General features: G+C 58.8%; 18 protein-coding genes. 10 read left to right on the forward strand and 8 right to left on the reverse strand.

Annotated features, from left to right (window positions below; translation table 11 throughout):
• Positions 1-356 precede the first annotated feature (356 nt).
• Positions 357-1,841 (forward strand): 2-methylcitrate dehydratase, encoded by a 1,485-nt coding sequence (prpD, locus tag F8N44_RS15500; RefSeq protein ID WP_150650914.1) that lies wholly within the window; start codon positions 357-359, stop codon positions 1,839-1,841.
• Between the two features lie 89 nt (positions 1,842-1,930).
• Here prpD and F8N44_RS15510 read toward each other — a convergent pair whose 3' ends face one another.
• On the reverse strand, positions 1,931-2,845 hold the full coding sequence (locus F8N44_RS15510) for a DMT family transporter (RefSeq protein ID WP_191630900.1): 915 nt from the start codon (positions 2,843-2,845) through the stop codon (positions 1,931-1,933).
• Positions 2,846-2,959: 114 nt separating this feature from the next.
• Here F8N44_RS15510 and F8N44_RS15515 point away from each other — a divergent pair, with 114 nt between their 5' ends.
• Positions 2,960-4,369: a PLP-dependent aminotransferase family protein gene (locus tag F8N44_RS15515; RefSeq protein WP_150650916.1), complete on the forward strand. Its 1,410-nt coding sequence runs from the start codon at positions 2,960-2,962 to the stop codon at positions 4,367-4,369.
• Between the two features lie 114 nt (positions 4,370-4,483).
• Here the strand turns inward: F8N44_RS15515 and F8N44_RS15520 are convergent, their stop codons facing one another.
• Positions 4,484-5,302 carry a pyruvate, water dikinase regulatory protein gene (locus F8N44_RS15520; protein ID WP_007916411.1) on the reverse strand — a complete coding sequence of 273 codons (819 nt, stop codon included), beginning with the start codon at positions 5,300-5,302 and terminating at the stop codon, positions 4,484-4,486.
• Between the two features lie 174 nt (positions 5,303-5,476).
• Between F8N44_RS15520 and ppsA the strand changes: the two genes are divergently transcribed.
• The 8 genes from ppsA to F8N44_RS15565 all read left to right on the forward strand — a co-directional run bounded on the left by ppsA (position 5,477) and on the right by F8N44_RS15565 (position 13,722).
• Positions 5,477-7,852: a phosphoenolpyruvate synthase gene (gene ppsA, locus F8N44_RS15525; protein ID WP_150650917.1), complete on the forward strand. Its 2,376-nt coding sequence runs from the start codon at positions 5,477-5,479 to the stop codon at positions 7,850-7,852.
• Between the two features lie 183 nt (positions 7,853-8,035).
• Complete coding sequence (locus F8N44_RS15535; protein ID WP_150650918.1) at positions 8,036-9,025, forward strand: alpha/beta fold hydrolase; 990 nt, start codon at positions 8,036-8,038, stop codon at positions 9,023-9,025.
• A gap of 225 nt (positions 9,026-9,250) precedes the next feature.
• Positions 9,251-9,742, forward strand: coding sequence for a ribonuclease E activity regulator RraA (gene rraA / locus F8N44_RS15540; protein WP_150650919.1), 492 nt, complete (start codon positions 9,251-9,253; stop codon positions 9,740-9,742).
• A 22-nt stretch (positions 9,743-9,764) separates the two neighbouring features.
• Positions 9,765-10,760, forward strand: a complete 996-nt coding sequence (locus F8N44_RS15545) for a zinc transporter ZntB (protein WP_150650920.1) — start codon at positions 9,765-9,767, stop codon at positions 10,758-10,760.
• A gap of 63 nt (positions 10,761-10,823) precedes the next feature.
• The gene (locus F8N44_RS15550) at positions 10,824-11,072 is read left to right on the forward strand and encodes a hypothetical protein (RefSeq protein ID WP_008076827.1); all 249 of its coding nucleotides are present in this window, start codon (positions 10,824-10,826) and stop codon (positions 11,070-11,072) included.
• Positions 11,073-11,074: 2 nt separating this feature from the next.
• Complete coding sequence (locus tag F8N44_RS15555) at positions 11,075-11,899, forward strand: mechanosensitive ion channel family protein (RefSeq protein ID WP_007916401.1); 825 nt, start codon at positions 11,075-11,077, stop codon at positions 11,897-11,899.
• Positions 11,900-11,989: 90 nt separating this feature from the next.
• Positions 11,990-12,580: an RNA polymerase sigma factor SigX gene (sigX, locus tag F8N44_RS15560; protein WP_011333251.1), complete on the forward strand. Its 591-nt coding sequence runs from the start codon at positions 11,990-11,992 to the stop codon at positions 12,578-12,580.
• A gap of 107 nt (positions 12,581-12,687) precedes the next feature.
• Complete coding sequence (locus F8N44_RS15565; protein ID WP_016773833.1) at positions 12,688-13,722, forward strand: OmpA family protein; 1,035 nt, start codon at positions 12,688-12,690, stop codon at positions 13,720-13,722.
• A 62-nt stretch (positions 13,723-13,784) separates the two neighbouring features.
• Here F8N44_RS15565 and cobA read toward each other — a convergent pair whose 3' ends face one another.
• The 6 genes from cobA to F8N44_RS15595 form a co-directional block, all read right to left on the reverse strand.
• Complete coding sequence (cobA, locus tag F8N44_RS15570) at positions 13,785-14,552, reverse strand: uroporphyrinogen-III C-methyltransferase (RefSeq protein ID WP_150650921.1); 768 nt, start codon at positions 14,550-14,552, stop codon at positions 13,785-13,787.
• A 13-nt stretch (positions 14,553-14,565) separates the two neighbouring features.
• Positions 14,566-17,280 carry a nitrate reductase gene (locus F8N44_RS15575; protein ID WP_150650922.1) on the reverse strand — a complete coding sequence of 905 codons (2,715 nt, stop codon included), beginning with the start codon at positions 17,278-17,280 and terminating at the stop codon, positions 14,566-14,568.
• Entirely contained in the window at positions 17,280-17,597 is a 318-nt protein-coding gene (nirD, locus tag F8N44_RS15580) for a nitrite reductase small subunit NirD (RefSeq protein WP_034152866.1), read from the reverse strand. The genes F8N44_RS15575 and nirD overlap by 1 nt, the downstream gene beginning before the upstream one ends.
• Positions 17,594-20,047, reverse strand: a complete 2,454-nt coding sequence (gene nirB, locus F8N44_RS15585) for a nitrite reductase large subunit NirB (RefSeq protein ID WP_150650923.1) — start codon at positions 20,045-20,047, stop codon at positions 17,594-17,596. Before nirB ends, nirD begins: the two co-directional genes overlap by 4 nt.
• A 422-nt stretch (positions 20,048-20,469) precedes the next feature.
• On the reverse strand, positions 20,470-22,140 hold the full coding sequence (locus F8N44_RS15590; protein ID WP_150650924.1) for a bifunctional protein-serine/threonine kinase/phosphatase: 1,671 nt from the start codon (positions 22,138-22,140) through the stop codon (positions 20,470-20,472).
• Positions 22,141-22,147: 7 nt separating this feature from the next.
• Positions 22,148-23,359, reverse strand: coding sequence for a nitrate/nitrite transporter (locus tag F8N44_RS15595; RefSeq protein ID WP_038365451.1), 1,212 nt, complete (start codon positions 23,357-23,359; stop codon positions 22,148-22,150).
• Positions 23,360-23,364 lie beyond the last annotated feature (5 nt).

The following is a 23,364-nucleotide window of genomic DNA, read 5'->3' on the forward strand; positions in this document are numbered from 1 at the left end:
TGTACATCGACCTGAAAGATCGAGTCGATTTTGGATTCAGGGGCCGACCGAGGGTCTGGGGTGGTACATCGATCTGAAAGATTGAGGCGATTATGGATTCAAGGGCTGATCGAGGTGTTTGAAGTTGTGCATTGACCAGATCGATTATGGATTCAATGGAGATCGTTCACGTCGGTGAACCTCCACAGCATCCCCCAATCGGTTCCCTCTCCCTCGGGAGAGGGCTAGGGTGAGGGGCCTCCGACTGAAGAAACACAAAAAGAGCAGGCACCCCAGACCTGCTATCACCCAGACCAAACCCGCCAAGCCCTGAGGAAGACCGCACCCACTCATCATTCCCGCACAGGAGAACCGCAATGAGCGCCAACGTCGACCTGAACAACCGCCCTGACTACGACCGTGTTCTGCAGGACATTGCCGATTACGTCCTCACCTTCAAAGTCACCTCCGCCGAAGCCCTCGACACCGCCCGCAACTGCCTGATGGACACGCTGGGTTGCGGCCTGCTCGCGTTGCGTTTCCCCGAGTGCACCAAACATCTCGGTCCGATTGTCGAAGGCACCGTCGTCCCGTTCGGCGCGCGCGTCCCCGGCACTTCCTATCGCCTCGACCCGGTCAAAGCCGCGTGGGACATCGGCTGCATCGTCCGCTGGCTCGACTACAACGACACCTGGCTCGCCGCCGAGTGGGGCCATCCATCCGACAACCTCGGCGGCATTCTCGCGGTGGCCGATCATCTCTCGCAAAAACGTCTGGCCAACGGTGAGTCGCCGCTGACGATTCGCGATGTGCTGGAAGCGATGATCATGGCCCACGAGATTCAAGGCGTGATCGCTCTGGAAAACTCCTTCAACCGGGTAGGACTCGATCACGTCATTCTGGTGAAAGTCGCCTCAACCGCCGTCACCGCCAAACTCATGAGCGCCAATCGCGAGCAACTTTTGTCGGCGTTGTCTCACGCGTTTGCCGATGGTCAGGCCCTGCGCACTTATCGTCATGCGCCGAATGCCGGCTCTAGAAAGTCCTGGGCAGCGGGGGATGCGACGAGTCGTGGTGTGCGTCTGGCCGACATTGCCCTGCGCGGCGAGATGGGCATTCCCGGAGTGCTGACTGCCAAACAGTGGGGCTTTTATGACGTGCTGTTCAGCCACACCAATAGCGATCTGGCGCTGAAACCGGAAGATAAACGAGCTTTCAGTTTTTCGCGGCCGTTCGGCAGTTACGTGATGGAAAACGTGCTGTTCAAAATCAGCTTCCCCGCCGAGTTCCACGCGCAAACCGCCTGCGAAGCAGCGGTGACCTTGCACCCGCAGGTGCGCAATCGTCTGCATGAGATCGACAAGATCGTCATCACCACTCACGAATCGGCGATCCGCATCATTTCCAAGGTTGGACCGCTGGCCAACGCCGCTGACCGCGACCACTGCATCCAGTACATGACCGCCGTGCCGCTGGCGTTCGGCAATCTGGTTGCCGAGCAATACGAGGATGATTTTCACAAGGCGCATCCGGTCATTGATGTGCTGCGCGAGAAAATGGTCATCGTCGAAGAGCCGCGTTTCACTCGCGAATATCTGGAGCCCGACAAGCGCTCGATTGCCAACGCCGTGCAGGTGTTTTTCAAGGATGGCAGCAGCACTGAAAACGTTGTGGTGGAATACCCGATCGGTCATCGCCGGCGTCGTGCCGAGGGTATTCCATTGCTGGAGGACAAGTTCAAGGCCAATCTGGCGACGCGTTTCACCGGTCAGCGTAGTGGTGAGATCTTCGCGTTGTGCAAGGATCAGACGCTGCTTGAAGCCACCCCGGTGAACCGTTTCGTCGACCTACTTGTGATCTGACGAAAAACCTGTAGGAGCTGCCGCAGGCTGCGATCTTTTGACTTTGATTGTAAAAAACAAGATCAAAAGATCGCAGCCTTCGGCAGCTCCTACACTGGCCGCGTACGCCATTTTTCGATGGGCAATTTGGTGATCGCAAAACCGCTCAACAAAATCGCCGAATAGATCATCAGCTCCCGGGACAGGGTTTGCCCCTCGTACCAGGCGCCAATGATCACGGCGAACACCGGGAAAATGATAAACACGAACGACAGGATGATCGGGCTCAAGCGTTTAAGCAGTAAAAAGTAAACGATGAATCCACCCACCGATGCCACCAATCCGAGATACAGCAGGGCGCCCCACGAGCGGGCGCTGACGTCTCTGAATACCGGCGTTTCAACGCTAAATCCGACAATAAATAACATCGCCCCGGCAATGCCGATCGGCAGCGTGTTGTAGGTGATCACACTGATCGCGCTGCCGTGTTTTTTCGTCACCACGTAACACAGCGCATGCATCACCGCCGCGCAGAGAATCGCCAGCACGCCCAGCCATTCGGCCTGATCCAAATGCAGACCCTGACTGCGAATAATCATGAACAGACTGCCAAAACCAATCGCGATGCCGAGCATTTGCGACGGGTAGATTTTCTCGCGCAGAAACAGCGCCGAGAACAGCAGGATAAACACCGGCATGCAGCTGAATAGCAGCGCTGTCAGGCCGGACGATACGTGCATCTCGCCGTAGTTGAGCAGGTAGTAGGGCAGGCTGAAATACGACAGCGTGACGAACACAAAGAACCGGCGACTCTGCTTTGGAAAAAACAGCGGTTCCTTGCGCAGCAGCGCGAAGCTCAGGAACAGCGGAAAAGCAATCAGAAAACGCAATCCGGCGGCCGTCAGCGGTGGCACGCTTTCCACCGCAATCTTGATCCCCAGCCACGTCGTGCCCCAACTCAGGCAGACGATCAAAAACAGCGTGCTGGTGAGCAATCCGGCGAGCCAGGGTTTGCTGATATTCATCGGTGTGCTGACGGCGGTCGACATGTGGCGTGCTCCGAGCGGTGGAATTGACCTGATCACGTAAACGGTCTATTTCTGATTGAACCTGTTTTAAGCACGCTATTCGGGGTGACAATGACTGTCAAAGTAAGTATTGCCATGGTGTCAATCCTCCGCGACGGCCTCGCCAATGGCGTCGGCGTGAAGTACAAACGCTTGGCCGATGCGGTCGCACAGGCCATCGACGAAGGTGTGATCGATGCGGGATGCAAGTTGCCGCCGCACCGTTTGCTGGCCGACAGCCTGGGCGTGACCATCGGCACCATCAGCCGGGCCTACGGTGAACTTGAGCGTGTCGGATTGGTGGTGGCTCGCGTAGGAGATGGCACCTATGTGCGTCAGCGCGGGATGGAGCGGCCGCAGGACAAAGGCTTTCGCAATGTCAGTGATGAGCCTTCGGCCTGTTTCGACATGAGCCGCAATCAACCGATTCCAGCGCAGGAAGCGGCGTTCATGAGCCAGAGCCTGCAGGAGCTGGCCAGCGATCCGCGGGTGTTGCAGCAATTGACCGGGTACACCGCTGAAGGTGGGCTGGCACGGCACCGCTTGGCGGGTGCGGTCTGGCTGCAGCACGGGGCGTTTGTCCCGCACGTCGATCAGGTGTTGTGCGTCAACGGTGGCCAGCATGGTCTGTTGTGCGCATTGATGGGCTTGCTCAAGGCCGGCGACACCGTTGTGACCGAGCATCTGTCCTACCCGGGATTGATCGGCGTCGCACGCCAGCTCGGGATAAAACTCCTTGGCGCGGCGATGGACGACGAAGGGCTTTTACCGTCGGCGCTGGAGGACATTTGCCGTCAGCATCGTGTTTCAGCGCTGTATTGCACCCCAACGATCCAGAATCCTACAGCCGCTGTGATGTCGATCCCACGGCGCGAGGCGCTCGCCGAGCTCTGTCGCCAGCACAATCTGTTGATCATCGAAGATGAAGCCCACGCTGTGCTGGATCGCCAACGCCCGTTGCCGCTCAGCTATTTCGCGCCGGAGCGTTCGGTGCTGATTGGCAGTTTGAGCAAGGCTGTTTCAGCGGGTTTGCGCGTTGGTTATCTGCACGCGCCGCAAGCGTTGATCGGACGTTTGAGTGCCGCTATCCGCGCCACCTGCTGGATGGCCAATCCGTTATCGATGGAAGTGGCGAGCCTGTGGATCGAAAGCGGCATGGCCGAGCGTTTGCTGGACGAACAGATCAGCGAGATCGCTCGGCGCAAAGCGTTGGTGGCGCCTGTTCTGCAGGGTTTGAATTACAAGACTCACCCTTACAGTCCGCATTTCTGGGTGGAGGTGCCTGAGTTGTGGCGGGCGTCGCAGATTGCGGCGGAGTTGAAGGAGAACAACTATCTGGTAGCCACCGCTGAGGCTTTTGCGGTGGGGCATGCAGCGGTGCCGCAGTTTATTCGGGTGAGTGTGTGTAATGCGGTGGGGGATGATCGGTTGTTGCTTGCAGGTTTTGAAGCTCTGGCCAAGGCATTAACAGACACCGTTTAATCGTTCTTCGCGAACAGGCTCGCTCCCACATTCGACCGCATTTCAACGGGATAAACGCGATCAAACTGTGGGAGCGAGCCTGCTCGCGAAAGCGTCAGCCCAGACACCACAAATCTACTTGAACCGCCGCTCCACACCTTTCTCCACCAGAATCTTCGCCGAAATCTCTTCCACCGAAAAATGCGTGGAGTTGATGTTCGGGATGTTCTCGCGGCGGAACAGATTCTCCACCTCACGCACCTCGAATTCGCACTGGGCGTAGCTCGAATAACGGCTGTTGGGCTTGCGCTCGTTGCGGATCGCGGTGAGGCGGTCCGGGTCGATGGTCAGGCCGAACAGCTTGTGCTGGTGGGCGCGCAGGGCCGTCGGCAGGGTCAGGCGCTCCATGTCGTCTTCGGTCAGCGGATAGTTGGCCGCGCGGATGCCGAACTGCATGGCCATGTACAGACACGTCGGCGTTTTGCCGCATCGCGACACGCCCACTAGTATCAAATCGGCTTTGTCGTAATAGTGCGTGCGCGCACCGTCGTCGTTGTCGAGGGCGAAGTTCACCGCCTCGATGCGCTCCATGTAATTGGAGTTGTGCCCGATCGAATGGGACTTGCCGACGGTGTAGGAAGAATGCTCGGTCAGTTCCTGCTCCAGCGGGGCGAGGAAGGTCGAGAAAATGTCGATCATGAAACCATTGGACGTTGCGAGAATCTCACGGATGTCCTGATTGACGATGGTATCGAAGATGATCGGGCGGAAGCCGTCGGTTTCAGCGGCTTTGTTGATTTGTTGTACCATGGCCCGCGCTTTATCCACGCTGTCGATGTACGGTCGCGTGAATTTGCTGAAGGTAATGTTTTCGAACTGCGCCAGGAGGCTTTGACCCAGGGTTTCGGCAGTGATGCCGGTGCCATCGGAGATGAAGAAAGCAGATCGTTTCATTTGCACCTTGGGCCTTAAGCTAGTCATCAATCTTGGATATGATAGGCGCGATTTGCCGGCCGCCAATGGCCAGCATTCTCACTTATTTTCCAGGTCCAGGCCATACAACCGGCCAAGGCTCCCCCGGGCCGCCGGTTTCTGAGCTTTTCCAACACAGTTAGTGGAGAGATCACCTTGGTAGAGTACGTAGTTTCCCTCGATAAGCTCGGCAAACACGATGTTGAGCATGTGGGGGGCAAGAACGCATCCCTGGGCGAGATGATCAGTAACCTGGCAGGCGCCGGTGTTTCGGTCCCCGGCGGCTTCGCCACGACGGCTCAGGCTTATCGTGATTTCCTCGAACTGAGCGGCCTCAACGACCAGATCCACGCGGCCCTCGATGCGCTCGACGTCGATGACGTCAACGCCCTGGCCAAGACCGGCGCCCAGATCCGTCAATGGATCATGGAAGCCGAATTCCCCGAAAAACTGAATGCCGAGATCCGCACCGCGTTCGCCGCGCTGTCGGCCGGCAATCCTGATGTGGCCGTGGCCGTGCGTTCTTCCGCCACCGCCGAAGACTTGCCGGACGCCTCGTTCGCCGGTCAGCAGGAAACCTTCCTGAACATCCGTGGTGTGGAAAACGTTATCCGCGCCGCCAAAGAGGTGTTCGCTTCGCTGTTCAACGACCGTGCGATTTCCTACCGCGTGCACCAGGGCTTCGACCACAAACTGGTCGCCCTGTCGGCTGGCGTGCAGCGTATGGTGCGTTCGGAAACCGGCACTGCCGGCGTGATGTTCACCCTCGATACCGAATCCGGTTTCCGTGACGTGGTGTTCATCACCGGCGCTTACGGCCTGGGCGAAACCGTCGTACAAGGCGCGGTCAACCCGGATGAGTTCTATGTGCACAAGGGCACGCTGGAGGCCGGTCGTCCGGCGATCCTGCGTCGCAACCTCGGCAGCAAAGCAATCAAGATGATCTACGGCGACGAGGCCAAGGCGGGTCGTTCGGTCAAGACCGTCGATGTCGACAAGGCTGATCGCGCGCGTTTCTGTCTGTCCGACGCTGAAGTCAGCGAGCTGGCCAAGCAAGCAATGATCATCGAAAAGCACTACGGCTGCCCGATGGACATCGAGTGGGCCAAGGACGGTGACGACGGCCAGCTGTACATCGTGCAGGCGCGTCCGGAAACCGTGAAAAGCCGCACCCAGGCCAACGTCATGGAACGTTACCTGCTGAAAGAAACCGGCACCGTGCTGGTGGAAGGTCGTGCGATCGGCCAGCGCATCGGCGCCGGTAAAGTGCGCATCATCAAAGATGTGTCCGAGATGGACAAAGTCCAGCCGGGCGACGTGCTGGTTTCCGACATGACCGACCCGGACTGGGAACCGGTGATGAAGCGCGCCAGCGCCATCGTCACCAACCGTGGCGGCCGTACTTGCCACGCAGCGATTATCGCTCGCGAGCTGGGTATCCCGGCAGTCGTCGGTTGCGGCAATGCCACCCAACTGCTGAAGGATGGCCAGGGCGTGACCGTGTCTTGCGCCGAGGGCGACACCGGTTACATCTTCGAAGGCGAGCTGGGTTTCGACATCAAGAAGAACTCCGTCGACGCCATGCCGGAGCTGCCGTTCAAGATCATGATGAACGTCGGCAACCCGGACCGTGCCTTCGACTTCGCGCAGCTGCCGAACGCCGGTGTCGGCTTGGCCCGTCTGGAATTCATCATCAACCGCATGATCGGTGTCCACCCGAAAGCGCTGTTGAACTACGACGGTCTGCCACAGGAAATCAAGGACAGCGTCGACAAGCGTATCGCCGGTTACAACGACCCGGTCGACTTCTACGTCGACAAACTGGTGGAAGGCATCAGCACCCTGGCTGCAGCGTTCACGCCGAAAAAAGTCATCGTGCGCCTGTCGGACTTCAAGTCCAACGAATACGCCAACCTGATCGGCGGCAAGCTCTACGAGCCGGAAGAAGAAAACCCGATGCTGGGCTTCCGTGGCGCTTCGCGTTACATCAGCGAATCGTTCCGTGACTGCTTCGAACTCGAATGCCGCGCGCTGAAACGTGTGCGCAACGAGATGGGCCTGACCAACGTCGAAATCATGGTGCCGTTCGTCCGTACCCTCGGCGAAGCCAGCCAAGTGGTGGATCTGCTCGCCGAAAACGGCTTGAAGCGCGGCGAGAACGGTCTGCGCGTGATCATGATGTGCGAGCTGCCATCCAACGCGATCCTTGCTGAAGAATTCCTCGAATTCTTCGACGGCTTCTCGATCGGCTCCAACGACCTGACGCAGCTGACCCTGGGTCTGGACCGCGATTCCGGTATCATCGCGCACCTGTTTGACGAGCGTAATCCGGCGGTCAAGAAGCTTCTGGCCAACGCGATTGCCGCGTGCAATAAGGCCGGCAAGTACATCGGTATCTGCGGTCAGGGTCCTTCGGACCACCCGGATCTGGCCAAGTGGCTGATGGAGCAGGGCATCGAAAGCGTGTCGCTGAACCCGGACACCGTGCTGGAAACCTGGTTCTTCCTGGCGGAAGGCCAAGCGCCGGCCTGATAAGTATGTGAACGGCCCGTTCCCTGTGGGAGCGAGCCTGCTCGCGAAGACGGAGCAACATCCGCCATGGATGTTGGCTGATACACCGCTTTCGCGAGCAGGCTCGCTCTCACAAGGGCAGGGCTTTGAGATTCAATTAGGGCGGGCTCCTGTAGATGCCGCCCTTTTTTGTGCAAGAGCATTATGCAAAGCAGCAGCAACCTGTTTCCTGTCGCCCTGATCAGCGCCGAACGGCGTGGTGATCTGAGCGAAGACGTGTATCGCCTGAAACCCGGCAACAGCCCCGACTGGTCTGTGGAAATCGCTGTGACCCGTTTGGGCATGGCCGATGACTCGGCGCCTCGCGGTGTGCCGGTGATTCTGCTGCACGGCAGTTTTTCCAATCGACGCTTCTGGTTTTCACCGAAAGGTCTGGGCCTGGGCGCGTATCTGACGCGTCTGGGTTTTGACGTGTGGATCCCCGAGATGCGCGGCCACGGTTTGTCGCAGCGCAATGAGGAATACCGGCGCAACCGGGTCGCCGACTATGCCCGTTACGATCTGCCGGCGATTGCCGCGTTCGTGCGAGAGCAGAGCGGGCAGATTCCGCACTGGATCGGCCATTCGCTGGGCGGCATCACCTTGGCCGCCGCGCTCGGTGGTGAGTACCTTGGCGAACCCGCCGTGGCTTCGGCTGCGTTTTTCGGCACACAAGTCAGCCGCACTTACTGGCCGCTGAAAATTCCGCCGGTGGAGTGGAGCGGGCGCTTTATTCTCAAGCGTTTTGCGCAACTGTCGGGTTCGCGCCTCAAGCGTGGCCCGGAAGATGAGCCGATCGGGCTGGCGCTGGAAAGCATGCGCTGGTACGGCTTGTTCGGCCGTTTTGGTGACAAGGACAAGGATTGGTGGGCGGGTCTGGCCGACGTCAAGGTGCCGGTGCTGGCAGTGACGGCGGCGGGGGATCATCAGGATCCGGCGTGGGCCTGCCGCAAGTTGTTCGAGCAGATCGGCTCGGAGCACAAGCAGTTCATCAACCTGGGCCGCGAGCAGGGCTTCAACGATAATTTCGGCCATGTCGAAATGTTGGTGAGCAAAGCGGCGCAGACTGAGGTATGGCCATTGGTGGCGCGCTGGTTGAACGATCAGCACACGCCGTTACTGGGCGAGAAGCCTGATCTGGCTGCTGCGGTCTGAGACGGGGCTGAGTAAAGGGCATTTCGTTCAGGTCGGCTTGCGGCTAAGATATGACGAATTGTGCGGTTCTGGTCATATTCGGTGGCAGTTTAGCGATTACGTTTCAGCGTTTGTTCAGGTTCATTCAGCGAACATTCAATGAGCTAAGGTAAACAGCGACCACCGGCACTCGTCTCTTCAGAACGCGGCATCCTTGATCGTCTTGCTTTTTACAGGAGTTTTTCGATGAACCATTACCTTACGCCTGACCTGTGCGACGCCTATCCGGAGCTGGTGCAGGTGCTGGAACCGATGTTCAGCAATTTCGGCGGCCGTGATTCATTCGGCGGCGAAATCGTGACCATCAAATGCTTCGAAGACAACTCGCTGGTCAAGGAACAAGCCGAACTCAAGGGCAATGGCAAAGTAATGGTGGTTGACGGTGGCGGTTCGCTGCGCCGTGCATTGCTCGGCGACATGATTGCCGAGAAGGCTGCCAAAAATGGTTGGGAAGGGCTGGTGATCTACGGTTGCATCCGTGACGTCGATGTCATCGCGCAGACCGACCTGGGCGTGCAGGCATTGGCCAGCCACCCGATGAAAACCGAAAAACGCGGCCTCGGCGACCTCAACGTCCCGGTGACCTTCGCCGGTGTGACGTTCCACCCGGGCCAGTACATTTATGCGGACAACAACGGCGTGATCGTCTCGCCGAGCCCGCTGAAAATGCCTGAATAAGATTTTCGACAAAGGGATGCGGATGTTCGAGGAAGAAAACGCGCAATGGGGGCTGGTGCATGCCCTGGTGCTGGACGGTAAAGGCGGTGCGCGTTCGATAGCCCGGACTGAGCTCGACGATTTGCAGCTGCAGGCCCATGAAAGCCTGTGGCTGCATTGGGATCGCAGCCATCCGCAGACCCAGACCTGGCTGCGCAAATCCAGCGGCCTCAATGAATTCACCTGCGACTTGCTGCTGGAAGAGAACACTCGACCGCGCCTGTTGCCGTTGCCCGATTCCGAATTGCTGTTGTTCTTGCGCGGGGTCAATCTCAACCCGGGCGCCGAGCCGGAAGACATGGTCTCGGTGCGGATTTTCGCCTCCGCCCAGCGAGTAATTTCGCTGCGTTTGCGTCCTTTGCGTGCCACTGATGAGCTGTTGTTGCAATTGGCGGACGGCAAAGGCCCGAAAACGGCCTCTGAACTTATCCTTTATCTGGCTCAGTTTCTCACTAACAAAGTGCAGGATCTGGTCACTTGCCTCTCGGAAATTGCCGATGAGGAAGAAGAAAAGATGGATGCCGACGAACGGTATACCCCCGAGCATGGCGCCATTTTGCACATCCGCCGCAGGGCCGCCGGGTTGAAACGTTTTCTTGCGCCGCAGCGGGATATTTTCGGACAACTGACGCGGATAAAACTGCCTTGGTTTGTCGATGACGATGCCGATTACTGGAACGAATTGAACAACAGCCTGACCCGCTATCTCGAAGAGCTCGAATTGACCCGGGAGCGCGTGGGGCTTGTGCTGGAGGCGGAAGACCGGCGTTTGAGCGAGCGCATGAATCGCACGATGTACCGCTTCGGGATCATCACCTGCATCTTTTTGCCGATGAGTTTCATCACCGGTCTGCTGGGAATCAACGTCGGCGGAATTCCATTCTCCATCAGCCCTTATGGCTTCCTGATCGCCTGCTTGACGGTGCTCGCGCTGGCCTTCGGTCAGTGGTGGTTATTCCGTCGTTTGCGCTGGGTCTGAAAATGGCGCATGTGACCCGACCAAATTTGCCCGCGTCTTTCACAGACATCACGAGAGGTGCGTATGCACGATCCGTTTGAACAGTCTTTGCGCGACATGCTCAACGCTTCGCCGTCCAGCCGCGACGACGATGCCTGTCTGGGCCGCGTACTCAAAACCGCCAACCGCCAGGTTGGCGCCGGTGATCTGTTCAGCCTGCTGGGCCGCTGGCTGCCCGCGCTGATGATCGCCCTGAATAACGGCTCGGCCCATGTCTCGCCGGTTTCCCGTCTTCGTAAACCTACCGCTCGCACTGCTGATAAGGCTGATTGAATATGGAACTCGACCTCTGGACTCAGAGCCTCGTCACTGCAATGACTGCGTTGTGGACCAAAGTAGCCAACTTCATTCCGAACCTGTTCGGCGCACTCGTCGTGCTGCTGTTGGGTTTCGTCGTAGCCAAGCTGCTCGATACCTTGCTGTCCAAGCTGCTTGCCAAACTCGGCCTTGACCGCCTGATGGGTGGCACCGGCCTGACCAAATTAATGTCGCGGGCCGGGCTGCAAGTGCCGATCTCGACCCTTATCGGCAAAATCGTTTACTGGTTCGTTCTGCTGATATTCCTGGTTTCTGCAGCAGAATCCCTTGGCCTTGAGCGAGTTTCAGCTACGCTGGATATGTTGGCGCTCTATTTGCCGAAAGTATTCGGCGCGGCGCTGGTGTTGCTGGTGGGTGTATTGCTCGCGCAACTGGCCAACGGGCTGGTACGCGGGGCGGCAGAAGGTGTGGGCCTGGACTACGCTTCGGGGCTTGGGCGGATTGCTCAGGGGCTGGTGATCATCATCAGCATCTCGGTCGCGATCAGTCAGCTTGAGGTCAAGACCGACCTGCTGAACCATGTGATTGTCATCGTTTTGATTACCGTTGGTCTGGCCGTTGCGCTGGCCATGGGTTTGGGAAGCCGGGAAATTGCCGGTCAGATTCTTGCGGGAATCTATGTGCGTGAGTTGTATCAGGTTGGGCAACAAGTGCGTGTTGGCGAGGTCGAAGGGCAGATCGAGGAGATCGGCACGGTTAAAACCACATTGCTGACCGATGAGGGTGAGCTAGTCTCTCTTTCCAATCGGATCCTGCTGGAACAGCATGTGAGTAGCCGCTAATCCGGCAAACCCTGCTAATGTATGCCGCCGCGAAATGCCAGCTGATGCTGGTCGCGGTGGACATTGACCTGACTGTCGGCACGACTTGTTTTGAATAAAGCCCAAACGCTATCCACGCGCTACGACCCCCGCGAGCTCTCTGATGAGGAGTTGGTCGCGCGCTCGCATACCGAGCTGTTTCACGTAACGCGCGCCTATGAAGAACTGATGCGGCGTTACCAGCGAACATTATTTAACGTTTGTGCGAGATATCTTGGGAACGATCGCGACGCAGACGATGTCTGTCAGGAAGTCATGTTGAAGGTGCTGTATGGCCTGAAGAACTTCGAGGGGAAATCGAAGTTCAAAACGTGGCTCTACAGCATCACGTACAACGAATGTATTACGCAGTATCGGAAGGAACGGCGAAAGCGTCGCTTGATGGACGCATTGAGTCTTGACCCCCTCGAGGAAGCGTCTGAAGAAAAGGCGCCGAAACCCGAGGAGAAGGGCGGGCTTGATCGCTGGCTGGTGTATGTGAACCCGATTGACCGTGAAATTCTGGTGCTACGATTTGTCGCAGAGCTGGAATTTCAGGAGATCGCAGACATCATGCACATGGGTTTGAGTGCGACAAAAATGCGTTACAAACGTGCTCTAGATAAATTGCGTGAGAAATTTGCAGGCATTGCTGAAACTTAGTTCAGCGCAAATATCTCTTACGTGTAGGCAAGTTCTGATAGACTTGCCGCCGAGTTGTCCCCCGGTTTGCGGGACTGCTTCACAATCACCAGATGGGGATTTAACGGATGAAACTGAAAAACACCTTGGGCTTGGCCATTGGTTCTCTGATTGCCGCCACTTCGTTCGGCGCTCTGGCACAAGGCCAAGGCGCAGTTGAAATCGAAGGCTTCGCAAAGAAAGAACAATTCGACAGCGCTCGTAACTTCAAGAACAACGGCAACCTGTTCGGCGGCTCGATCGGTTACTTCCTGACCGACGACGTTGAACTGCGTCTGGGCTACGACGAAGTGCACAACGTACGTGCCGACGATGGCAAGAACGTTAAAGGCGCTAACACCGCTCTGGACGCTCTGTACCACTTCAACAACCCAGGCGACATGATTCGTCCATACGTTTCGGCCGGTTTCTCTGACCAGAGCATCGACCAGAACGGTTCGAACGGTCGTAACCGTTCCACCTTCGCCAACGTTGGCGGCGGTGCCAAGCTGTACTTCACCGAGAACTTCTACGCCCGTGCCGGCGTTGAAGCTCAGTACAACATCGACCAGGGCGACACCGAGTGGGCTCCTAGCGTTGGTATCGGTGTGAACTTCGGTGGCGGCTCCAAGCCTGCTGCTGCTCCAGTTCCAGCACCAGCTGAAGTCTGCTCCGACAGCGACAACGATGGCGTTTGCGACAACGTTGACAAGTGCCCGGACACCCCAGCCAACGTAACTGTTGACGCTGACGGCTGCCCAGCAGTTGCTGAAGTTGTTCGTGTTGAGCTGGACGTCAAGTTCGACTTCGACAAGTCGGTTGTGAAGCCAAACAGCTACGGCGACATCAAGAACCTGGCTGACTTCATGAAGCAGTACCCATCCACCACCACTACTGTTGAAGGTCACACTGACTCCGTCGGTCCTGACGCTTACAACCAGAAACTGTCCGAGCGTCGTGCAAACGCCGTTAAGCAAGTTCTGACCAACCAGTACGGTGTTGAATCGTCCCGCGTTCAGTCTGTTGGCTACGGCGAATCCCGCCCAGTTGCTGACAACAAAACTGACGCTGGCCGCGCTGTAAACCGTCGCGTAGAAGCGCAGGTTGAAGCTCAAGCTAAGTAATTAGCTGCCGCTCTGAGAAAAGCCCGGCTTAGGCCGGGCTTTTCTTTGTCTGCGATTTGGCGTTACAGGGCGCGCACATGCTCATTGTAGGAGCTGCCGAAGGCCGCGATCCTTTGATCTTCGGCAATGGCAGCCACAGCCCCAATCACCAGGATCGCCGGACTTTTCAATCCAAACGCATACGCATCATCACTCATGCTTGCCAGATCACTCCGGCATTCGCGCTGCTCTGGCAACGACGCATTCTCGATCATCGCCACCGGCGTATCCGCCGCCATCCCGCCCGCCAGCAACTGATCGCGAATCTCGCCCAGCTTGGCCACGCCCATATAAACCACCAGTGTTGTGCCGCCCTGTGCCAGCGCCTGCCAGTTCAACTGGCTGTCGTCCTGGGTGTGTGCCGTCACCAGCGTCACCCCACGCGCCACACCCCGCAACGTCAGCGGAATATCGCACTGCGTCGCCCCGGCCAGTCCGGCAGTAATGCCATTGACCAACTCCACTTCAACGCCACGTTCACGCAACCACTGCGCCTCTTCACCGCCACGGCCGAAAATGCATGGGTCGCCACCCTTGAGCCGCACCACACACTTGCCGTGACGCGCGTAGCGCAGCATCAAACGATGAATGAACGCCTGCGGTGTCGACCGGCAACCACCGCGTTTACCCACCGCAATGATACGGGCGCCAGGACAGTGTTCCAGCACCGCGTCGTTGACCAGATCATCGATCAGCACCACATCGGCCTCGCGCAAGGCGCGTACCGCTTTTAGGGTCAGCAATTCGGGATCACCAGGACCTGCACCCACCAGCCAGACTTTTGCGTTCATGGTGTTTTCCTCATCAGATAACGGCGACCGGCTGCACATCGGCAGCCAGCAAGCGTTTTATTTCCGGGACACAGGAGCCGCATTGCGTGCCGCAGCCCAAATTGTTTTTCAAACCTTGCAGATCCAGACCCTGGCGAATGCCGGCGCAGATCGCGTTGAGGCTGACGTTCTTGCAGTTGCACAGGGTTTTATCCGCAGCAATTTGCGCCCCGGCACTGCCCGGCGGCGCACTCATCGGTGCCAGCAACCAGCGCCGCAGTTGTTCGTCCGCACGACCTTCCAGCCACAACCCCTGTAGCCAATGCTGGGCAAGGGTTTCACCGGCCAGGCGGATGGCGGTGATGCGGCCATTTTCAATGCGCACGCGCTTGCCAATGGCCCGGCGCGGATCGTCGTAGGCCAAAACCGGGCCGTCGATCAGCGACAAGCAATGATCGATTTCACCGAGCAATTGCGCATCCGGTGCCTCGCTGTTGGCAGCGCGTATCAGCAATGCCGATCGTTCACGTCCGACAAGGCTGAGACTCACGTAGGAAAATGCCTCGCAAAGCGGTCGTAGCGTCTCGAAATGCCGTTGAACATCACCCTCAATGAGTGCGAAAAGCTGCCACGGCAGATTGACCGGCTCCAGGCGCACACCGCTGTGTTTCAGTTCCGGTTGTTTCGACAGCGGATCGAAGGCCGGCAGGGTCAGGCTGTTCACACCGCCCTTGAGAAAGCGGTCGCCCCAGTGCATCGGTAGAAACGCTTGTCCTGGACGGACGCTGTCATCACTGCCGACCGCAATAATTACCGCGCCGCGACGACTCTTCAGATTGACCAGATCGCCCGGTTGCAAGCGATGCCGGCGCATTTCGTCCGGATGCAGGCTCAACACCGCTTCGCTGACATGCCCGAACAGTTGCGCCGCCGTGCCGGTGCGGCTCATACCGTGCCATTGATCGCGCAGGCGGCCAGTGATCAATGTCAGCGGAAAGCGTGCATCACGCTGTTCTTTGGCGGCGCGATACGGCTCGGCAATGAATTGCGCGCGTCCGTTGGCGGTTGGGAAAATTCCGTCTTCGTACAGTCTTGGTGTTCCTTGCCGCGCGCCGACAGGGAAGGGCCATTGCTGCGGTCCGATCTCGTCGATCAGCGCGTGACTGATCCCGGACATATCCAGATCGCGGCCATGCGTTAGCCCTTTGAATTCATCGAACAACTGCGCAGGTTGGTTGAACGTAAACTGGCTTGGCTCGGCGGGGCGCAGACGTTTCTCCAGACGTTGTGCGAAATCTACCGTGATCGCCCAGTCCGGTCGTGCCTCGCCCGGTGGGAGAATGGCTTTGCGCACGTGGGAAATGCGTCGCTCGGAGTTGGTGACTGAACCTTCTTTCTCGCCCCAACTGGCGGCGGGTAGCAGGAGATCGGCGAATGCTGCGGTTTCGGTGGTTCGAAAGGCTTCTTGCAGAACCACAAACGGGCATGCTTCCAGCGCCGCGCGCACCGCACTCTGATCCGGCATCGATTGCGCAGGGTTGGTGCAGGCAATCCACAACGCTTTGATCTTGCCGCTATGCACCTGCTCGAACAGTTCGATGGCGCTGAGGCCGGTGTTTTCCGGCAACCGATCAACGCCCCAATAAGTCGCCACTTCAGCGCGGTGTTCCGGGTTGGCCGCATCGCGATGCCCCGGCAGTAAATTGGACAGACTGCCGGTTTCGCGTCCGCCCATGGCATTTGGCTGACCGGTAAGGGAGAAAGGTCCTGCACCCGGACGACCGATTTGTCCGGTGGCCAAATGCAGATTGATCAGCGCGCTGTTCTTCGCACTGCCAGCCGTGGACTGGTTCAGCCCCATGCACCACAGCGACAAAAAACTTGGCGAAGTGCCCACCCATTCGGCGCACTGCTGCAATTGCTCAACACTGATGCCGCATAACTGCGAAACCATCTGCGGGGTGTAATCGCGCACCAGACTTTTCAGTTCGGCGAGGCCATCGGTGTGCGTTTTGACGAAATCGCGGTCGATCCAGTCTTCCCACAACAACAGATGCAAAATCCCATGAAACAAAGCGACATCGGTGCCGGGCAAAATCGCCAGGTGCAGATCAGCGAGGTCGCAGGTGTCGGTGCGCCGAGGATCAATGACGATAACTTTCATCTGTGGGCGGCGGGATTTTGCTTCCTCCAGCCGCCGGAAAAGTACTGGATGGGCGTAGGCCATGTTACTGCCGACGATCATCACGCAATCGCTGAGTTCCAGGTCCTCATAGCTGCACGGCGGGGCGTCAGCGCCGAGGCTGCGCTTGTAGCCGACTACTGCCGAGGACATGCACAGCCGTGAGTTGCTGTCGATGTTGTTGGTACCGACCAGTGCCCGTGCCAGCTTGTTGAAGGCGTAATAATCCTCGGTCAGCAACTGCCCGGAGATATAGAACGCCACGCTGTCCGGGCCGTGCTCGGCAATGGTCTCGGCGAACACGTTGGCGGCGTGTTCCAGTGCGGTGTCCCAGTCCGTGCGGCTGCGGGCCAGGCCTTTGCCCAGACGCAGTTCCGGGTACAGCGCGCGGGCCGCGAGGTCGCCGGTCAGGTGCAGGGTCGAGCCTTTGCTGCACAGTTTGCCGAAGTTAGCCGGGTGCGCCGGATCGCCGCTGACGCCGAGGATGCGCTCGCCGTCATGCTCGATCAGCACGCCGCAGCCGACCCCGCAATAACAGCAGGTCGAGGCGGTCGTCTGGCGGTTCATCAGACGGCATCCCGCAGGGCCAGTTGCACACGACCGTTTTCGACCCGCGCCGGGTGATGGTGCGCGCAACCGATGTCCGGCGCCTGCGCTTCGCCGGATTCGAGGTCGATCTGCCAGTTATGCAGCGGGCAGGCCACGCGTTTGCCGTAGATCAACCCTTGCGATAACGGCCCACCCTTGTGTGGGCAGCGGTCGTCGAGGGCGAAAACTTCGTCGTCGCTTGTACGAAAAATCGCGATGTCACCTTTCGGCCCGGCAATGATTCGCGAACCAAGGGCATTGATCTCGTCGAGGGCACAGATATCGAGCCAGTTCATGCCGGCACCTCCAGGTTTTTCACGGGGATTACGTCGAATTCTTTCTTCAGTTGCGGCTGCGCCAGGCGTTCTTTCCAAGGGTCTTGTTCGAATGACAGGGAGAATTGCAGGCGCTCGTTCAGCGCTTTGCGGCGCTCCGGGTCCTCCAGCACGGCTTTCTTGATGTGCTCCATACCGACCCGTTGCAGGTAATGCACGGTGCGTTCGAGGTAGAAGGCTTCTTCGCGATACAGCTGCAGGAACGCGCCGTTGTATTCGCGCACTTCTTCGGCGGTTTTCAGCTTGACGAAGAACTCGGCGACTTCGGTTTTGATCCCGCCGTTGCCGCCGATGTACATCTCCCAACCGGAGTCGACACCGATGATTCCTACGTCTTTGATCCCCGCTTCCGAGCAGTTGCGTGGGCATCCGGAGACAGCCAGTTTCACTTTGTGCGGCGACCACATGTTGAACAGGTCGTGCTCGAGTTCGATGCCCAGTTGTGTCGAGTTCTGCGTGCCGAAGCGGCAGAACTCGCTGCCGACGCAGGTTTTTACCGTGCGGATGGATTTGCCGTAGGCGTGGCCGGAGGGCATGTCGAGATCCTTCCAGACGCCGGGCAGATCCTGCTTCTTTATGCCGAGCAAATCGATACGCTGGCCGCCGGTGACCTTGACCATCGGCACCTGATACTTGTCAGCCACATCGGCAATTCGCCGCAGTTCCGAAGGGTTGGTCACGCCGCCCCACATGCGTGGTACCACCGAATAGGTACCGTCCTTCTGGATGTTGGCGTGCGCACGCTCGTTGATCAGGCGCGATTGCGGGTCGTCCTTGGCTTCGCCAGGCCAGGTGGAAATCAGGTAATAGTTGAGGGCAGGGCGGCACGTTGCGCAGCCGTTCGGCGTGCGCCAGTTGAGGTAGCTCATGGTGCCGGCGATGGTCAGCAGATGTTGCTCGCGGATGGCCTGACGAATCTGCCCGTGGTTGAGATCGCTGCAACCGCAGATGGCTTTTTCGCTTTTCGGTTTGACGTCCGCTGCGCCACCCACGGTGTTGATCAGGATCTGTTCGACCAGCCCGGCGCACGAGCCGCAGGAGCTGGCAGCCTTGGTGTGTTTCTTCACCTCGTCGACGCTGAACAGGCCGTGTTCCTGAATGGCTTTGACGATAGTGCCTTTGCACACACCGTTGCAGCCGCAGACTTCAGCGGTGTCGGCCATGACCATGGCTTTGTCCTGGCCCTGATGTCCTACGTCTCCGAGAGCGTTTTCTCCGAACATGAGGTGATCGCGGATCTCGCCGATGGCGTGATTCTCACGAATCTGGCGGAAATACCAACCGCCATCTGCCGTATCGCCGTACAGACAGGCGCCGACCAGCACGTCATCCTTGATCACCAGTTTTTTGTACACGCCGCCGATCGGGTCGGAGAGGGTGATGGTCTCGGTGCCTTCGCCGCCCATGAAGTCGCCAGCGGAAAACAGGTCGATGCCGGTGACTTTCAATTTGGTCGACGTCACCGAACCCTGATAACGGGCGAAACCCAATTGTGCGAGGTGGTTGGCGCAGACCTTCGCCTGTTCGAACAGCGGCGCGACGAGACCGTAGGCAATCCCGCGATGGCTGGCGCATTCGCCGATGGCGTAGATGCGCGGATCGTAGGTTTGCAGGGTGTCGTTGACCAGGATGCCGCGATTGCACGGGATGCCGGCCTTTTCCGCGAGTTCGGTGTTGGGGCGAATGCCGGCCGCCATCACCACCAGATCAGCGGGAATGATGTCGCCGTTCCTGAATTGCACCGAGCCGACCCGGCCATTACCGGCGTCGTGCAGGGCCTGGGTCTGTTCGCACAGACGGAAATGCAAGCCTCGGGATTCGAGGGCAGTTTGCAGGAGTTGGCCGCTGGTTTTGTCCAGTTGCCGTTCCAGCAGCCATTCGCCGATATGCACCACGGTGACGTGCATGCCGCGCAGCATCAGGCCGTTGGCGGCTTCGAGACCGAGCAGGCCACCGCCGATGACGACGGCGTGTTTGTGGGTTTTGGCGGTGTCGATCATGGCTTGGGTGTCGGCGATGTCGCGGTAACCGATCACCCCGTGCAAGGTGTTGCCGGGGATCGGCAGAATGAATGGCGTCGAACCGGTGGCGATCAGCAGGCGATCGTATTCGGCTTCGGTGCCGTCCTCGGCGATCACCCGGCGTTTGACCCGGTCGATCTCCACCACTTTGCGGTTGAGCAACAGCTTGATGTGGTTTTCCAGGTACCAGTCGAGGTCGTTGAGCACGATCTCCTCGAAGGTCTGCTCACCGGCCAGCACCGGCGACAACAGGATGCGGTTGTAGTTGGTGTGCGGTTCGGCGCCGAAGACCGTGATGTCGTACAGCTCGTTGCTCAGCTTGAGCAATTCTTCGAGGGTGCGGACTCCGGCCATGCCATTGCCGATCATCACTAGTTTGAGTTTTTTCATCAGGTTCTCCGGGAGCTGCGGCTGGCCTCTTGTGGGCAGTCAGGCCTTGCTCGACAAATTTTGCGCAAACAAAAAAAGGCGTCCCGCTAGTTGCCTAGCGAGGACGCCTTTGTCCTGGTCCCGTTCTCTCGGGAAGCGCAGCCTTCGTCGTTGAAGGTTGGGCTTTATGTGTGTGTTGAGTTGGGTAATGCAGTGGTTGTGCCAAGTGGGGACGGTGGCGGGTTTATTGGGGGGGACAGATTTTGAGGGTGGATTTTTTGCACTGATTCGAAGCGGGTTGCTCGTTCGTGGGGCATTCAGGCAGTTGAATTTGTAGTGATTGGGTGGGCGCCTTCGCGAGCAAGCTCGCTCCCACAGGGGATTTGCGAACGACACGAATCCCTTGTGGGAGCGAGCCTGCTCGCGAATGGCGCGACGCGGTGTCAGCCATGAAACAACAAAACCAGCAGCACCAGATTCCCCAATAAAGCCACGATCGCCATCGTCCGCCAGACCTTCAGCGGCTCACGCTCCAGTAACGGCCGAGGCCGCACGCTCAAACTCCGCCGCTCACCCTGTTCCAGCACCAGCAACCATTCTTCAGCCGTTTCAAAGCGCATCAGCGGATCAGCCGCCACTCCACGCTCGAGGCTATGTGCGAGCCACTCCGGCAAATCAGGCCGATAGCGACTGGCACTCACCGCCACACCAAAGCGCGGCCGCTGAAATGCTTCGATCTCGCCATAGGGAAAATGCCCGGTGAGCAGGAAATACAGGGTCACGCCGGCCGCATACAAATCCTGCGGCACACTTGGCGGATCACCGCGAAATGCTTCCGGGGCGATGTAACTGGGTGTCCCGGGTAGCGTCGACGGCGCGTCTTCGGACAAGCCAGGACAATACGCCAGGCCAAAATCCAGCAGCCGCAGTTCACCGTCATCACTCCAATGCAGATTTTCCGGTTTGATGTCCCGGTGCAGAATCTGCCGTCGATGCAGCAGTCCGACCGCGCGTAGTAGACGCTCCGCGATGTCCTGCCATTGCACCAAGGGTAAAGGCCCATTTTGTTGAAAAATCTGCGCCAGCGTCGTTCCGGAATATTCGCGCATCACGTAGTACAAATGCTGACGCTGATTACACGCATGGACTTCAGGAAAATGCCGCCCGGCCACACGTTTCAGAAACCATTCTTCGGACAGCAACGCTTGCCCGGCGCAGGAATCATCAGCGGAGCGCGTGGGCAGGGTTTTCAGCAACCACCTCTGACCTTGCCCATCCTGCACTCGATAGAGCAGCGATTGCTGACTCTGAGCAACAATCCCTTGTACCTGCCAGCCTTCAAAGTGCTGCCCGGGTTTCAACGGTGGCGGCAGTGGCCATTGCTGCAAATGAATCAGTGCATCGCCGATATTTGCCTCACCCAAAGCATCAACCCGTACCAGCAATGCACTGGCATTGTCCTGACTCCCCGCCAGATGCGCGGCATTGACCAGCGTTTGCGCGGCACTGTGCAGATCCGGCTGATCACGCAGAATCGCGGCAATCGCGGTATCGCCCAGTGTTGACCAGACTCCGTCGCTGAGCAAAACAAAGCACTCGCCGTCGTGCAGTTCACCATCAAGGAAGTCCAGCACCAGATGCTGATCCAGCCCCAGCGCGCGTTTGAGCACATGCTGCATACCCGGCTGATCCCAGACATGATCTTCAGAAATGCGCTGCAAATTATCGCCGTGCCAGCGATACACCCGGCAATCGCCGACGTGGGCGAGGGTGAAGCGCCGACCGCGCATGACCAAGGCGCTGACCGTGGTGAGCAGCGGTTGCCCACCGCCATTGGCCTGCAGCCAGCGGTTTTGCGCGAGCAACAGACGATCCAGCGCCTGCGCCACGCTCCAGGTTTCCGGCGTGGCGTAATAGTCGAGCGCCAGCGCTTGCAAGGTCGAACGCGCAGCCAGTCCGCCATCGGCGCATTGGCTGACGCCGTCGGCGATGGCGAACAGAAAACCTTTGCTCGCCGCCAACGCCGGCGCGGGGGTGACCAGGCGCAAAGCGTCCTGATTCTCCGCGCGCGGGCCGGTGGCGCTGGTTTCGGCAAAGCTCAGTTGCAGGGCCATTGACGCCTCAGACCCGCGCCGCCGTCACCGCTGCCGAGCCCCAAGTGGTTCTCCAACGACGCTTTACGCCGTGCAGACCAAACCACGCCAACACGCCAAGACTGGCGAACAACCACAGGGCCAGTTGATAGCTGCCGGTGCTCTGTTTGATTGCACCCATGCCAGCGGCCAAGGCAAAACCGCCGATGCCGCCGGCCATGCCGATCAGCCCGGTCATGACACCGATCTCCAGACGAAAACGCTGCGGCACCAATTGGAAAACCGCGCCGTTGCCTGCCCCTAAACCGAGCATGGTGCAGACGAAAAGCGCCAGCGCCGCGTAGGAACTTGGCAGGTTGAAACCGACAGCAGCGATGCAGACGGCGGCGACGGTGTACATCGCCAGCAGCGTACGGATGCCACCGAAGCGATCAGCCAGCGCGCCACCCAGTGGCCGCATCAGACTGCCGCCAAACACGCAGGCTGCGGTGTAGTAACCGGCCGTCACCGGGCTCAAGCCGTACTGATCGTTGAAGTAGCCGGGCAGGGCGCTGGCCAGACCGATGAAGCCGCCGAAGGTCACGCTGTAGAAAAACATGAACCACCAACTGTCACGGTCACCGAGGGCTTTGAAGTAGTCAGCCATGGCTTTGGCTTTTGGCCGCTCAGGCGCATTTTTTGCCAGCCAGGCGAACAACACCAGGGTCAGGATCAACGGAATCAGCGCGAAACCGAAAACATTGCTCCAGCCGAACGCGGCGGCGAGCACCGGTGCCAGCAACGCGGCGAACACGGTGCCGGAGTTGCCCGCGCCGGCAATGCCCATGGCTTTGCCCTGATGCTGCGGTGGATACCATTGCGAGGCCAGGGGCAGGGCGACGGCGAACGACGCGCCGGCCATGCCGAGGAACAGGCCGAGTATCAACGCCTGCTCGTAGCTATGAATGCCGATTTTCCAGGCGCCGAACAGCGCGCAAATCACAATGACCTGACCGATCAGCCCGGCGGTTTTCGGCGACAGTCGATCGGCGAGCATGCCCATCACAAAGCGCAGCACCGCGCCGGCAAGGATCGGTGTGGCGACGACGAGGCCGCGTTGTTGAGTGGTCAGTTGCAGGTCAGCGGCAATCTGCACCGCCAGCGGGCCGAGCAGGTACCAGACCATGAAACTCAGGTCGAAATAGAGGAAGGCCGCGAACAGTGTCGGGGTGTGGCCGGATTTCCAGAAGCTTGAATTCATCGCGC

Source organism: Pseudomonas fluorescens (assembly GCF_902497745.1).
GTDB classification, from domain to species: domain Bacteria; phylum Pseudomonadota; class Gammaproteobacteria; order Pseudomonadales; family Pseudomonadaceae; genus Aquipseudomonas; species Aquipseudomonas fluorescens_BM.